The sequence below is a fragment of the Hominisplanchenecus sp. genome (assembly GCF_046967715.1).
In the GTDB taxonomy this organism is placed as follows: Bacteria; Bacillota; Clostridia; order Lachnospirales; family Lachnospiraceae; genus Hominisplanchenecus; species Hominisplanchenecus faecis.
Genome location: NZ_JBKVNQ010000023.1, coordinates 1 through 13822 on the forward strand (window position 1 = coordinate 1; position 13822 = coordinate 13822).

The 13822-nt window shown below is 45.9% G+C and carries 13 protein-coding genes; 3 read left to right on the forward strand and 10 right to left on the reverse strand.

Translation table 11 applies throughout. The features are described from left to right. Nucleotides 1-523 precede the first annotated feature (523 nt). From rpsI to pyrH, 8 genes are all read right to left on the reverse strand, one after another. Nucleotides 524-913 carry a 30S ribosomal protein S9 gene (gene rpsI / locus ACLTL4_RS04855; protein ID WP_248835028.1) on the reverse strand — a complete coding sequence of 130 codons (390 nt, stop codon included), beginning with the start codon at nucleotides 911-913 and terminating at the stop codon, nucleotides 524-526. Between the two features lie 16 nt (nucleotides 914-929). Next, nucleotides 930-1358: a 50S ribosomal protein L13 gene (rplM, locus tag ACLTL4_RS04860; protein WP_022118729.1), complete on the reverse strand. Its 429-nt coding sequence runs from the start codon at nucleotides 1356-1358 to the stop codon at nucleotides 930-932. Between the two features lie 246 nt (nucleotides 1359-1604). Then, on the reverse strand, nucleotides 1605-2639 hold the full coding sequence (gene rseP, locus ACLTL4_RS04865) for an RIP metalloprotease RseP (protein ID WP_147631848.1): 1035 nt from the start codon (nucleotides 2637-2639) through the stop codon (nucleotides 1605-1607). 1 nt (nucleotide 2640) lies between these two features. Further along, a complete protein-coding gene (dxr, locus tag ACLTL4_RS04870) occupies nucleotides 2641-3786 on the reverse strand; it encodes a 1-deoxy-D-xylulose-5-phosphate reductoisomerase (protein ID WP_173865687.1) in 1146 nt (381 codons plus the stop codon). Between the two features lie 10 nt (nucleotides 3787-3796). Beyond that, nucleotides 3797-4606, reverse strand: a complete 810-nt coding sequence (locus tag ACLTL4_RS04875; protein WP_022118732.1) for a phosphatidate cytidylyltransferase — start codon at nucleotides 4604-4606, stop codon at nucleotides 3797-3799. Between the two features lie 3 nt (nucleotides 4607-4609). Continuing rightward, nucleotides 4610-5317, reverse strand: coding sequence for an isoprenyl transferase (locus ACLTL4_RS04880; RefSeq protein WP_173897611.1), 708 nt, complete (start codon nucleotides 5315-5317; stop codon nucleotides 4610-4612). An 81-nt stretch (nucleotides 5318-5398) separates the two neighbouring features. Then, nucleotides 5399-5953, reverse strand: coding sequence for a ribosome recycling factor (gene frr / locus ACLTL4_RS04885; protein ID WP_147631844.1), 555 nt, complete (start codon nucleotides 5951-5953; stop codon nucleotides 5399-5401). A 25-nt stretch (nucleotides 5954-5978) separates the two neighbouring features. Beyond that, on the reverse strand, nucleotides 5979-6674 hold the full coding sequence (gene pyrH, locus ACLTL4_RS04890) for a UMP kinase (protein ID WP_022118735.1): 696 nt from the start codon (nucleotides 6672-6674) through the stop codon (nucleotides 5979-5981). Nucleotides 6675-6974: 300 nt separating this feature from the next. Between pyrH and ACLTL4_RS04895 the strand changes: the two genes are divergently transcribed. Next, complete coding sequence (locus ACLTL4_RS04895; protein WP_147631843.1) at nucleotides 6975-7823, forward strand: putative manganese transporter; 849 nt, start codon at nucleotides 6975-6977, stop codon at nucleotides 7821-7823. A gap of 33 nt (nucleotides 7824-7856) precedes the next feature. On the opposite strand, the gene ACLTL4_RS04900 is transcribed toward ACLTL4_RS04895, so the two are convergent. After that, complete coding sequence (locus ACLTL4_RS04900) at nucleotides 7857-10076, reverse strand: DNA topoisomerase III (protein ID WP_412290384.1); 2220 nt, start codon at nucleotides 10074-10076, stop codon at nucleotides 7857-7859. A 400-nt stretch (nucleotides 10077-10476) separates the two neighbouring features. Here ACLTL4_RS04900 and ACLTL4_RS04905 point away from each other — a divergent pair, with 400 nt between their 5' ends. Then, entirely contained in the window at nucleotides 10477-11157 is a 681-nt protein-coding gene (locus ACLTL4_RS04905) for a response regulator transcription factor (protein WP_173865689.1), read from the forward strand. Further along, nucleotides 11154-12464 (forward strand): sensor histidine kinase, encoded by a 1311-nt coding sequence (locus ACLTL4_RS04910; RefSeq protein WP_412290386.1) that lies wholly within the window; start codon nucleotides 11154-11156, stop codon nucleotides 12462-12464. The genes ACLTL4_RS04905 and ACLTL4_RS04910 overlap by 4 nt, the downstream gene beginning before the upstream one ends. Nucleotides 12465-12474: 10 nt before the next feature. Here the strand turns inward: ACLTL4_RS04910 and trpS are convergent, their stop codons facing one another. Then, a complete protein-coding gene (gene trpS / locus ACLTL4_RS04915) occupies nucleotides 12475-13572 on the reverse strand; it encodes a tryptophan--tRNA ligase (protein ID WP_147631840.1) in 1098 nt (365 codons plus the stop codon). Nucleotides 13573-13822 lie beyond the last annotated feature (250 nt).

A 13822-nucleotide genomic window follows, 5' to 3' on the forward strand; every position in this document is an offset into this window, starting at 1 on the left:
GTTTTTGCGTCAGCCAAACTGTCTCCTGCTCAGGATTGATTTGAACTTCTATATTGACATCACCATCTGTAAATAATACGATTTCATTCTTCATCTTTTAGTTCCCCTCCACGAATATTTCCCGATAACATTTCTAATGTAGATTTTACTGTATTTTTCAGATTCAGTCCATCTTTTAGTCCCAACCGGTAGAAAAACATTTCTGCACATACACCCATGTAGCTATACCACTGGCCTCAGAGATGATTCCTGTTATGATTTTACGCATGATATCCTCAAATTCTGCTATTTCCTCTTTGGAAACGGTGTCATAGACATCAGGGTATAGTGGTTATCGGAAGCTGGTGCTCAGGATACAACCATCAAGAAAATTGTGGGACACTCCGGCACTATGACTTTGACCAAAAAAGTTTCACCACATATCTAGACATTTCACCAAGAGTTAAGGGTAAAGAAAAACCCCAGAAACACAAGGTTTCTGAGGTTTGTGATCTCTTTGAATCGTAATTCTCTTGCGAGATAATTATCTCTTTGAGAACTGTGGTGCACGTCTAGCTGCTTTGAGACCGTATTTCTTACGTTCTTTCATTCTCGGGTCACGTGTCAGGAATCCTGCTTTTTTCAGGACTGGTCTGAACTCGCCATCTACGTGAAGCAGTGCTCTTGAAAGACCATGTCTGATAGCACCGGCCTGACCTGTTGTACCACCACCGCGTACATTTACCAGTACGTCGTATTTATCAGCTGTCTCTGTTGCTACTAACGGCTGACGAACGATTACTTTCAGTGTTTCCAGACCAAAGTACTCGTCGATATCTCTTTTATTGATTGTGATCTTACCTGTACCAGGTACTACATATACTCTTGCGATAGATTTTTTTCTTCTTCCTGTACCGTAGAATTTGTTAGCCACTGTCATTTACCTCCTGTTAAAATGTTAATACTTCTGGCTTCTGAGCTGCATGTTTGTGATCCGGACCAGCATATACAAAAAGTTTTTTGTACATTTCTCTTCCCAGAGGTCCTTTTGGAAGCATACCTTTAACTGCCAGTTCGATAACTCTTTCCGGTTTCTTGTTTAACATTTCTTTCAGAGTTGTCTCTTTCATTCCTCCAACGTAGTCGGAATGTCTGTAGTAAACTTTCTGTTCCAGTTTTTTACCTGTTACTTTGATTTTGTCTGCGTTTGTGATGATTACATAATCACCTGTATCGATAAACGGAGTAAAGATCGGTTTGTTTTTACCTCTTAAGATCTTTGCTACTTCTGATGCTAATCTACCTAATGTATATCCTGTTGCGTCCACTACATACCATTTTCTTTCGATTGTTGCTGGACTAGCCATATAACTTTTCATGGGGTAACCTCCTGATTGATATTCCATTATGAGTTTCTATAGTAAAATGTCGTTACCGGGGCTTGGATCAGACATTTACATACTTCGTCACATTGCTTAATTATATTATACAGACCCGTGTGTGTCAACCTTTTTTTACATTTTTTTTACGATTCTTATGAACCTTTTTTACGATTGTGAGTCTGCAAAGCACGGAATGATCCACCGGTATCGCAGTTTTAATTTTTAACCTCAACATCTTAACACTTAAAAGAAGATTTTCCGCACATCATTGAACATCACCACTACCATCAAAAGCATCAGAAGCATCAGTCCGACAAAATGTACCATTCCTTCTTTCTCGGGATCGATCCGTTTTCCACGGATCAGCTCAATGATCAGAAAGACCAGTCTGCCGCCGTCCAGTGCCGGGATTGGCAGAAGGTTCATGACCCCCAGGTTTGCTGTCAGAAGGATCGATATGTTCAGCATATTCAGCCATACATAGAAACCTCCGGAGGACTGTGACTCCTGATACGTCTCTCCGATGTAACTCACAACACCGACCGGACCGGACATATCATTGATGCTCGCCTGACCGGTAAAGAGCATTTTAATACTCTCGATTGTCAGCTGAATCCAATATTTTACTTCATAGGCACTGTATTTCAGGGTGCCGAGGATACCGCATTTTTCGCGGTAATTGGAACTGCAGCTGATACCGAAAATGTAGCGACCGCTCTCATTTGCAACCGGATCCATCTGAACGGTGATATCTTTGCCGTCGCGTTCTACCGTCATCGTCACGGACTGTTTCTGATGAAAGGTCACATAGTTGGTTACTTCTCTTGCCACATGGATATTGCTGTGATTGATCTTTTTAACAATATCGCCTTCTTTCAGGCCTGCTTCTGCTGCCGGGTATCCGTCACTCACCTGCAGGATCACCGGTTTATCGTACCCGATACTTCCTATAATAAACAGAGACAGTACAAATGCCAGGATAAAGTTAAATACCGGACCTGCTGCAATAACTGAAATCCTTGCCCATACGGATGCCGCTGCAAATGCTCCCGGTTCCATCGTTCCTTCATCTTCTCCAAGCATCATGCAGGAACCGCCAAACGGCAGAAGTTTCCAGGAATATTTTGTTCCTCCTTTGTCAAAGCTTAACAGTCTCGGTCCCATTCCCAGAGAAAATTCCACAACCGTAATGCCATTTTTCTTCGCCAGCAGGAAATGTCCGAATTCGTGAAAAAGAACAATCAGGCTGAAGATCAACAATGCTATAATTATGCTCAATTTACCACCTGCTTTCAATCATTTCATAAGTTTCCTGTTCACACTGCAGGATCTGTTCCACCGTTGGAGCTTCAATCACTTTGTGTGCATCCATACAGGTTTTGATGATCTCGTAAATATCCAGAAAACCGATCTTGCGGTTCAAAAATTTGCTGACTGCACGCTCGTTTGCCGCATTAAATACAGTCGGCATGGAGCCGCCTGCTTTTGCCGCTGCAAAGGCCAGCGGAAGTCCTTCGAAATTCTCCATATCCGGTTTTTCGAAGGTGATCTGTGACAGGCTCCAAAAATCCAGACGTTCTCCGGCCAGATATTCCCGATCTGGATAGAACAGTGCATACTGGATCGGAAGCTTCATATCCGGGGTTCCAAGCTGGGCGATCACCGCACCGTCTTTGTACTGCACCATGGAATGGATGATGCTCTGCGGCTGGATCACAACCTGGATCTGATCCAGTTCCACATCAAACAGCCATTTTGCCTCCATCACTTCCAGTCCTTTGTTTACCATACTCGCAGAATCAATCGTGATCTTATGTCCCATCGACCAGTTTGGATGTTTCAGTGCATCCTCAAGCTGCACATGTTTCAGAAATGCTTTATCTTTTCCGCGGAACGGACCGCCGGATGCTGTCAGCAGGATTTTGTCGATCTGTGTTTTCTTTTCTCCGTTTAAGGACTGGAAAATCGCACTGTGCTCGCTGTCCACCGGAAGGATCTTTACGTTGTATTCTTTTGCCAGAGGCATAATGATATGACCGGCAGTTACAAGTGTTTCTTTGTTTGCAAGTGCAATATCCTTTCCTGCTTTTATTGCTGCAATGGTCGGGCGTATCCCGATCATGCCAACGATCGCTGTCACCAGCACTTCTGCTTCTTCCATTTGTGCGATCTCAAGAAGTCCCTCCATGCCGGAAACGATCTTCACCGGAAGGTCTGCGGTACGGATCCGCAGCTCCTTTGCTTTTTCTTCGTCCCAGACAGCTGCAATCTGCGGATGAAACTCGCGGATCTGGCTCTCCAGCTGTGTAATATTATGACCTGCTGCCAGTGCTTTTACGCAGAGCCTTTCCGGATTGGCACGCACCACATCCAGCGTCTGCGTTCCGATCGATCCGGTTGAACCCAAAACTGCTATATTTTTCATTTGTTCCTCCTTATCTCATCATAAACATGGAAAGATAATAAATAACCGGTGCAGTAAAGATCACACTGTCAAAACGATCCATGATCCCGCCATGTCCCGGTATCAGTGTACCGTAGTCTTTGATGTTGTGATTACGCTTGATCGCTGATGCTGCCAGATCTCCGACCATGGAGATCAGTGCTCCGACTGCACAGATAATCGCATAAGTGATCACCGGATTTTCTGCCTCCAGATGACTGCCTACGACTGCCGCATAGATGGCTCCCAGAAGTGCCGCACCAACAACACCGCCGACGGCTCCTTCCACGGATTTCTTCGGGCTTAAAACCGGAGACATTTTGTGTTTCCCGATCAGCATGCCGACACAGTAAGCACAGGTATCACATCCCCAAGAACACAGAAAGATCAGCCATACAAGAAATGCTCCGTCGCGGATCATCCTGGTCTGATAAATGTAGGACAGCATGACACCCACATAGACCACACCGAAAAAGGCTGCCATCACCTGTTCTGCATGATATTTCGGATAAGAAAACACATAGACAAACATCATGGCGATCAGCACAATGATCAAGTTCATCATCGCATACTCCGAATATCCGAGACTCAGCAGAATATAATGTAAGATCACGCCCAGATATCCCACCACTGCCAGCAGGTTTTCACCCTGTTTCTGTACCTTCACTGCACGATACAGTTCAAACATACCGATCAGCGATACGATGGTCAGTGTTCCGTACAAAATCCAGCCTCCGCTGCAGATTGTCAGAAGTGCCACTGCCACCAGAACGATACCGCTGATAAGTCTTGTCACAAACATATCTTATTCTCCTTTCACACCGCCATATCTGCGTTCTCTTCCATTATATTTCTCAATGGCCTTTAACAGTTCTTCTTTATTGAATGCCGGCCACGGAACTTCCGTGAAATAGAACTCCGAATAAGCCAGCTGCCACAGCAGATAGTTGGACAGACGCAGCTCACCGCTGGTGCGAATCAGAAGATCCGGATCTGGTATCTCTCTCGTATCCAGATATGCAGAGAAGAGATCTTCTGTGATGTCTTCCGGTTTTACTGCCCCGTCTACGCAGTCCTGACTGAGCTGCCGGATCGCACGCACGATCTCATCACGGCTTCCATAGTTGATCGCAAGGTTAAAATTCAGCCCGGTATTGTTTTTGGAAGACTCAACCAGTTCTTTTAAGCTCTCCTGCAGATCATCTGCAAGTGCCGTCGGATCTCCGAGAACACGGACTTTCATATTATTTTCCCTTGCTGTCTTGATACAGGTCTTTGTATAGCTTCGGAAAAGCTTCATCAGCCCGTCAACTTCTTCTCTGGAACGTTTCCAGTTCTCAGTCGAAAACAGATAGACCGTCAGATATTTGATGCCGATATCATAAGCGTCACGGCAGATTTTTTCCAGATTCTTGGCACCGCGTACATGCCCGTAATTACGCGGCATCCCTTTGCTCTTTGCCCAGCGTCCGTTGCCGTCCAGAATGATTGCTACATGTTGTGGAATATTCATACACAAAACCTCCTGTGTGCAAAAAAGCAGGGATGCCACACTGCAACATCCCTGTATTTACCCAATATTTACCTTCTAAGACTACACGGTCATAATCTCTTTTGATTTCTCCTCGATAGCCTTGTCGATATCCTTGATATACTTGTCTGTCAGCTTCTGGACATTTTCTTCCAGCTCTTTGACTTCGTCCTCGGATACCTCTTTTCCCTTTCCAAGTTTCTTGAATGCATCGTTTGCGTCACGTCTGATATTGCGAACAGCAACTTTTGCACCCTCGCCTTTTTTCTTCACTTCTTTTACCAGATCTTTTCTTCGTTCCTCTGTCAGTTCCGGGAATACCAGACGGATCACTTTTCCGTCGGTATTCGGATTGATGCCAAGGTCGGATGTCTGGATCGCTTTGCAGATCTCTTTGATCAGAGATGCATCCCACGGCTGGATCTGGATCATACGCGGCTCCGGAACGGTAACGTTTCCTACCTGCTGAAGTGGCGTCGGTGTTCCGTAGTACTCTACGGTGATACGATCCAGTACGTGCGGATTGGCACGACCTGCACGGATCGCTCCGAACTCTTCGAGCAGATTGTTATATGATTTTGTCATTTTGACATCGTATGCTTTGATTCTTTCATCCATTTCTGATTCCTCCTGTATTCTGGTATTATACGGTAACTTTTGTTCCGTTGAATTTGCCGTTTACGGTATTGACTATGCTGTTCTCTTCGTTCAGCCCGAAAACAAGCATCGGCATCTTGTTTTCCATGCAGAGAATGGACGCTGCCATATCTACTACGCCCAGTTTGCGGTCGATGACTTCCTGAATAGAGATTTCATCGTATTTTTTTGCATCTGGGTTGGTCTTCGGATCACTGTCATATACACCATCAATGGATTTTGCGAGCAGGATCACATCTGCCTCAATCTCAATGGCACGAAGCACGGTTGCTGTATCGGTGGAAAAATACGGATGTCCGGTACCTCCTGCAAAGAAAGATACAATCCCTTTTTCAAAATATTTATTGACACGGTCTTTTGAGAAAAGTTTTGTAAACGCTCCGCATGCAAACGGTGTCAGGATCTGTGTTTTCATTCCGACAGAACGGAAGATCTCCGATACATAAATGCAGTTCATGACCGTTGCCAGCATTCCGATCTGATCCGCTTTTGTGCGGTCGATATTCTCACTGGAGCGGCCTCTCCAGAAGTTACCGCCGCCGATCACGATGCTGACTTCCAGACCTGCATCGACAATCTCTTTTACCTGTTTTGCTACTTTTGTAACGGTCGGCTCATCAAAGCCCATATGTTTATCACCTGCAAGTGCTTCGCCGCTTAATTTCAATAATACTCTTTTCATTCTGCACCTCAATCTGTTTTTTTGTTTCGAGACAGTTTATGTGTCTGTTTACCTGAAACTTTCTGCTGAGAGTATATCATATTTCCTTTGAAACTACAACTAAGAATTCTCTGAGTACTTCCACGGATTTTTCCTTCGGTCGGCATATTTTTTTGCACCGGAAGAGAACCTCCGCAAATTTTGCTATACTTTTTCCCGCGTTTTTGCTATAATCACGCTTGGTATCCGCACAGCATACGATCTGTTGCCCGTCGGATACCCGGTAACTCAGAAACATAACCTGAATATGGGAGATATCATATGAATGCAACTTTATTTCTGGATGCTGCACTGGACGCACTGCTTGACAGTCTTCGCATGCTTCCCTTTTTATTTGTAGCTTTTCTGATCCTGGAAGCCCTCGAACACTATTCCAGTAACCGGCTGACGCATTTCTTTCAGCACAAAAAAGGCGGACCGGCCATCGCATCCCTGCTTGGCTGCATCCCTCAGTGTGGATTTTCCACTCTGATCTCAAGCCTTTACTGCGGAGGCATTGTCACAGTCGGAACCTTGATTGCTGTATACTTATCCACTTCGGATGAAGCGATCCTGATCCTTCTTGCACATCCGGATCGGGCCGGTGTGGTCGGAAAGCTTCTGCTCGCCAAACTGATCATCGCCATTCCTGCCGGATATCTGGTTGATTTTATCTGGAACAGATGGAGACATCCTCAGAAACACGTCGAGGATCTCTGTGACCACTGCGGATGTCACGATCATCACGGTATTATAAGGCCGGCACTGAATCACACGTTAAAGCTTTTTGCTTTTATCCTTGTGTTCAATGCCGTTCTGAATCTTCTGCTCGAAGGGATCGGGCTGGAATCACTCTCGAAAGCCCTGCTTGGCGGGACTGTCTTCCAGCCGTTTCTGACTGCACTGCTTGGGCTGATTCCGAACTGTGCAGCTTCTATCCTGATCACGCAGCTCTTCCTGGAAGGTGCGATCAGTTTTGGTTCTGCCGTTGCCGGTCTGTGCACCGGTGCCGGGATTGGACTTGTAGTCTTGTTTAAGACCAGTCGGAATAAAAAAGAATGTTTTGCCATTACCGGTATTCTCTATCTGATCGCTGTGATCGCCGGAATGATCCTGCAGCTGATCGGATAAAACATCCGCATCCGCTTACAGGCACTCTGGCTTCTATTTGATGTCCAGTTTGGCAAAAGCCGCCGCAAACGCGTTATTTAACGGTTCGGCGGCTTCTTTTTGCTGTTTTTTCAGATAACTCTGCACATCCCGTTTGCTGACACCTGCTCCTTCCTTTTCTCTTCGGTTTTTAAATGCTGAAAGTTTCTCTTTGTATCCGCATTTGCAGATAAATGTCTGATCTTCTCCTTTTCCGTACAGTTCCATCTTTTTATGGCATTTCGGGCATCTCGCATTGGATGTTCTGGAAAGAGTTTCCCGATAGCCGCATTCCCTGTCCTGACATACCAGCATTTTGCTGTTCTTTCCATTGACCGCAAGCAGCCTTTTGCCGCACTGCGGGCATTTCTTGTTGGTCAGGTTATCGTGGCGGAAGGTCTGTGTGCCTGCCTTGATCTCACGGATCAGTTCTTCGGTATAATCGCTGATTTCTTCAATAAATGCTTTTTCCTGTAAGTTTCCTTTTGCAATGCCGGAAAGTTTCATTTCCCAGGCTGCCGTCAGCTCCGGTTTCTTCAGTTCGGACGGAACCAGCTCCAGCAGCTGTTTTCCTTTTCCGGTCACATGGATCTCATTTCCCTTTTTCTCCATCAGGAAAGAGTTAAACAATTTATCAATGATATCGGCTCTTGTCGCTACCGTACCAAGTCCGCCCGTCTCGCCCAGTGTTTTTGCCGCTTTTGCATCTTTGCTTTCCATGTAGCGGACCGGATTTTCCATGGCGGAGAGCAGCGTTGCCTCCGTAAAATAAGCCGGCGGCGTTGTCTTTCCGGTTGTAACTGTCACTTTTGCGACCGGCATACTATTGCCCTTTTTCACGGACGGCAGCGTCTGTTCTTTCGGTGCCGCTGCCAAATCGTCCGCTTCTTCCCATTCTTCATCCGTTTCAAGATTTTCATAGGCTTCTTTCCAGCCCTGGCTCTTCACAATCTTACCTTTTGCCGTAAAACTCTCTCCTGCCAGCCCGCCGGTAAATACGGTCTGATCATACTCAAATGCCGGAAGCAGTACTGCCAGGAATCTACGTACTACCAGATCATAGACCTTACGCTCTTCGTTCGTCATCGTCTGCAGATCCACAAACTGCTCGGTCGGAATGATCGCATGGTGATCCGTCACTTTTTTATTGTCCACAAAAGAAGCATTTTTGCGGATTGGACGCATGGAAAGGCTTCCTGCCAGTTTACGGTAAGGTCCGACGCTGCATGCCTTTAAACGTTCTTTTAAGGTATCTGCCACATCGGTTGTGATATATCTGGAATCGGTTCGCGGATAGGTCAGCACTTTATGGCTTTCATAGAGACGCTGCATGATATTTAAGGTCTCTTTTGCCGAATATCCAAAACGTTTGTTGGCATCTCTTTGCAGCTCCGTCAGATCATAAAGCCCCGGTGCAAATGTTTTCTTTGCTGTTGTTTTCACCTCTTTGATGATCATTTTTTTGCCGCTTTTGATCTCTGCTTTTACTTTTTTCTCAATTTCATCCATTCTCTGTTTCTGAAATGTGCAGTAACCGGAGCTTTTTGCATCTTTCCAGGTGAAACGCACGCCGCCGGATAAAATCTGCATGCCATAATATTCCTTCGGTACAAAACTGCGGATCTCTTTCTCGCGGTGTGCCACCATCGCAAGCGTCGGTGTCTGGACACGGCCGCAGGACAACTGTGCATTGTATTTGCAGGTCATCGCTCTGGTAGCGTTGATGCCGACCAGCCAGTCCGCTTCTGCCCTGGCTTTTGCCGCATGGTAAAGATTGTTGTACGCTCTGCCGTCACGCAGGTTTGCAAATCCTTCGCGGATGGCTTTGTCTGTGACTGAGGAGATCCACAGACGTTTGATCGGCTTTTTGCATTCTGATTTTTCCAGGATCCAGCGTGCTACCAACTCTCCTTCTCTTCCGGCATCGGTCGCAATGATAATCTGATTTACATCCTTGCGGAACAGCTGCTTTTTCACCAGCCCATATTGCTTTGCCGTCTGTCTGATAACAACAAGCTGCATTTTTTCCGGCATCATCGGCAGTGTTTCCATGTCCCATTTGCTGTATTTTTTATCGTATTCTTCCGGATCTGCAAGCGTCACCAGATGTCCCAGTGCCCAGGTTACAATGTACTTGTCCCCCTCGAGTGCTCCCGGAATGTTTTTGCTGCAATGTAAAACTCTTGCAATATCTCTTCCCACAGAAGGTTTTTCTGCGATCACTAATGATTTCATATGCTTCTTCCTCTTTTCTTCTATTTTATTTTGGGTTTTATCTGATGATCAGTCGCTGTGTATGATATCTGAACTTGTTTGCTTTGTTCCTTGTGCGGACCTGAAATCTATTGTAAACGAAATTTTCGTTCATGTCACGAAGTTTAAGTCGAACATATTTTAGTCGGAGAGTCAAGCGGATACTCTCAATGAAAGCAGGGAACTTGCCTGATTTGATCAAATATCTGACTGTGATATATTTCAGCCTGTTTTCAGTTTTTTATGCTATACTGATGATGCCAGGGTTACAGAATTTCGCAAGTACGCAGTACAGAGCAATTCGTATGGCATCATCAATTATAATATTCATTCGCAGGCACTGTTTGCAATGTCTGATCTTTTATACACAGGAGGCGATTTTATGCAGATTTTAATTATAGAGGATGAAAAGCGGCTGGCGGATGCACTGGGGCAGATTATGCAGGAAGCCAGATATCAGGCAGATATTGTTTACGATGGCCGGGACGGGCTTGCCTATGCTTCTTCCGGCGATTACGATGTGATCGTGCTGGATGTGATGCTTCCCGGCATGGATGGTTTTGAGGTCGTACATCATCTGCGGGAGTCCAAAATTTCCACACCGGTCATCATGCTGACGGCTCTTGACGATGTAAAAAACAAGATCACAGGCCTCGACAGCGGTGCGGATGACTATATGACAAAACCATTTGTCCCGGAAGAACTTCTTGCAAGGATCCGTGCCCTCTCAAGACGTCAGGGTGAGGTGATTCTGGAAGAACTGACGTTTGATGATCTGACGCTCAATCTCTCCAGCAACGACCTTTCCTGCAAAAACAAATCCATTCATCTTGGATATAAGGAATTTGAAATCCTCAAAATCCTGATGTCTAATCCGAAGATCCTGATTTCAAAGGAAACGCTGATCGTCAAAGTCTGGGGTGCAGAGTCTGCTGCCGAAAGCAACAATGTGGAGGCTTATATTTCGTTCTTACGCAAGAAATTCCACTATCTGGATTCGAAAGTCACGATTGGAACCGTCCGCAAAGTCGGCTACCGGCTGGAAAGTGAGGAAACATCATGATCAAAAAACTGCGTCGCAAATTTGTGATCATCAACATGTCCCTGGTTGCCGTGATTCTCTGTGTGGTGCTTGGCATGTTCTGTTTCACCCGTGTACACGCTTTTCGTGCAGAAAGTGAAATAGCAATGCGGCAGATGCTGGACAGCCCACGCTCAAAGGAGCCGCCGGAAAATGACACGAAACCGCATTCTCCAAGTCTTGATTTCGGTCCAGGCGGACGCAATCCGGCATTTAACTCGACCCCGGTTTTTCTGGTCACTCTTGATGAAAACAACGAGATCACGGACACCAACTCCAGCGGCTCCTATACCGTAACGGATACGCTTTCCGAAGCTGCCGTAAGTGCCGCATTTGCTGTTTCCGAAGATCAGGGGTATCTTTCAAATCTGAAGCTGCGTTTTATCAAGCAGAATACACCGGAAGGCACAAAAATCGCCTTTGCCGATACGGTCCAGGAAACACGTGCTCTTGGCGAGCTTGTCATTCAGTGCGTCATGATGCTTCTGCTTTTTCTGCTCTGTTTTCTTCTGGTCAGCATTTTTCTGGCACGCTGGGCATTAAAACCGGTCGAAAAGGCCTGGGAACAGCAGAATCAGTTTATCGCTGATGCTTCCCATGAGCTGAAAACACCGCTGACTGTAATTCTCGCAAACCTTCGGATTCTGCTCTCACACAAAGATGCCACGATCCGCGATGAACTCCAGTGGGTGGAAAGCACGCAGGAAGAAGCCGGCCGTATGAAAAAGCTTGTAGAAAATCTGCTCTTTCTGGCCCGTTCCGATGCGAAATCCACGCCAATGCTCTACAGCACGTTTTCGTTCAGTGACCTGATCCTTGGCTGTCTTTTAACTTTTGAGCCGGTTGCCTTTGAGCAGGGTGTCATGATAGAAGATGAAATTTCTGATGATATTTTCATATCCGGTGATGCTCCACAGATTCGACAGCTGGTTGCCATTTTGCTGGATAATGCCTGCAAATATGCCGGCATTGCAGATGTTCTTGAAAAATCGGGCAGTTCAGATAAAAAAGTTACCGTCACCCTGACATCTGAAAACGAAAAAATAAAGCTGACTGTCCACAATACCGGAAAGGCCATCCCGGAAGAAGACCTGCCACATCTGTTTGAACGCTTTTACCGCACCGACAAATCGCGAGCCCGCACGGACGGCGGTTATGGACTTGGTCTTGCCATCGCTCAGACCATAGCAAAAAACCACCGTGGTAAGATCACGGTGGTCAGTGCCAAAAATCTCGGTACTTCTTTTACGGTCACATTTCCTGTGTCAAAAGAAAAAGAATCTGCCTGATTTCTGATATTTATTTCTCATGTTTAGCTGCAAAACGCTCTGACTGTTCCTGGATCAGTGCTGCATCTTCAAAATAATTGATACGCATCGCACGCTTCACTTCAGCCATCGTTTCTGCTGCTGCTTTTCTTGCTTCTTCGCTTCCTTTTTTCAGGATCTCATAGATCTCCGGAATGTGCTGTTCCAGCTCTTTTCTTTTTGCACGGATCGGTCCCAGCTCTTCCTGCATCACAGCATTGAGGAAACGTTTTACTTTTACATCTCCAAGTCCGCCCCTCTGATAATGTGCTTTCAGCTCATCCAGATTTTTATAGTCCGGCAGGTAACGCTCAAAATGTTCCGGTCTGCTGAATGCATCCAAATAAGTAAAGACTGCGTTTCCTTCTACGCTACCCGGATCAGACACTTTGATATGGTTCGGATCAGTGTACATACTCATGATCTTCTGGCGAACTTCTTCTTCTGTATCGGACAGATAGATGCAATTGCCAAGAGACTTGCTCATCTTCGCCTTACCGTCCGTACCTGGCAGGCGGCAGCATACTTCATTCTCCGGGATCAGTGCGGTCGGCTCTACCAGTGTCTCGCCGTATACGCTGTTGAATTTGCGGACGATCTCTCTTGCCTGCTCGATCATCGGCAGCTGGTCTTCTCCTACCGGAACAGTCGTTGCCTTGAAAGCTGTGATATCGGATGCCTGGCTGATCGGGTAGGTGAAAAATCCTACCGGGATGCTTGTCTCAAAATTACGCATCTGAATCTCAGTCTTAACGGTTGGGTTTCTCTGCAGTCTGGAAACAGTAACCAGATTCATATAGAAAAAGGAGAGCTCTGCCAGCTCCGGAACCTGTGACTGAATAAAAATCGTACATTTTTCCGGATCCAGTCCGCAGGAAAGATAATCCAGTGCTACCTCAATAATATTCTGACGGATCTTCTCCGGATTGTCTGCATTGTCCGTCAGTGCCTGTGCATCTGCAATCATGATAAAAATCTTGTCGTACTCTCCGGAATTCTGCAGCTCAACTCTGCGTTTCAGAGATCCAACATAATGTCCTACGTGAAGTCTGCCGGTCGGTCTGTCGCCGGTCAAAATGATCTTTTCCATCTTTATTCCTCCTGAAATGCAGCCTGAAAACCGCATTTAATCATCTGATTTCTCTGTCCTCTAGTATAGAACAGACGAGGCTGCAACGTCAATCCTTTTTTCCACTCTGCCAAAAAACAGACTCCTGTATTCTTTCTTGATACAGGAGTCTGTTTTCATTACTTTAATTTGAGAATATCGTCTTCGGCGGATTTCACTTAACATGCTGCCAGGATTTTCCCATTTGGATTGTTTTCGAATCATTATGGCG

Coding starts and splice junctions, on each gene's coding strand:
- rplM (WP_022118729.1), bottom strand. CDS start 1,358: ATGAAAAGTTATATGGCTAGTCCAGCAACAATCGAAAGAAAATGGTAT.
- dxr (WP_173865687.1), bottom strand. CDS start 3,786: ATGAAAAATATAGCAGTTTTGGGTTCAACCGGATCGATCGGAACGCAG.
- ACLTL4_RS04875 (WP_022118732.1), bottom strand. CDS start 4,606: ATGTTTGTGACAAGACTTATCAGCGGTATCGTTCTGGTGGCAGTGGCA.
- ACLTL4_RS04880 (WP_173897611.1), bottom strand. CDS start 5,317: ATGAATATTCCACAACATGTAGCAATCATTCTGGACGGCAACGGACGC.
- frr (WP_147631844.1), bottom strand. CDS start 5,953: ATGGATGAAAGAATCAAAGCATACGATGTCAAAATGACAAAATCATAT.
- pyrH (WP_022118735.1), bottom strand. CDS start 6,674: ATGAAAAGAGTATTATTGAAATTAAGCGGCGAAGCACTTGCAGGTGAT.
- ACLTL4_RS04895 (WP_147631843.1), top strand. CDS start 6,975: ATGAATGCAACTTTATTTCTGGATGCTGCACTGGACGCACTGCTTGAC.
- ACLTL4_RS04900 (WP_412290384.1), bottom strand. CDS start 10,076: ATGAAATCATTAGTGATCGCAGAAAAACCTTCTGTGGGAAGAGATATT.
- ACLTL4_RS04905 (WP_173865689.1), top strand. CDS start 10,477: ATGCAGATTTTAATTATAGAGGATGAAAAGCGGCTGGCGGATGCACTG.
- ACLTL4_RS04910 (WP_412290386.1), top strand. CDS start 11,154: ATGATCAAAAAACTGCGTCGCAAATTTGTGATCATCAACATGTCCCTG.
- trpS (WP_147631840.1), bottom strand. CDS start 13,572: ATGGAAAAGATCATTTTGACCGGCGACAGACCGACCGGCAGACTTCAC.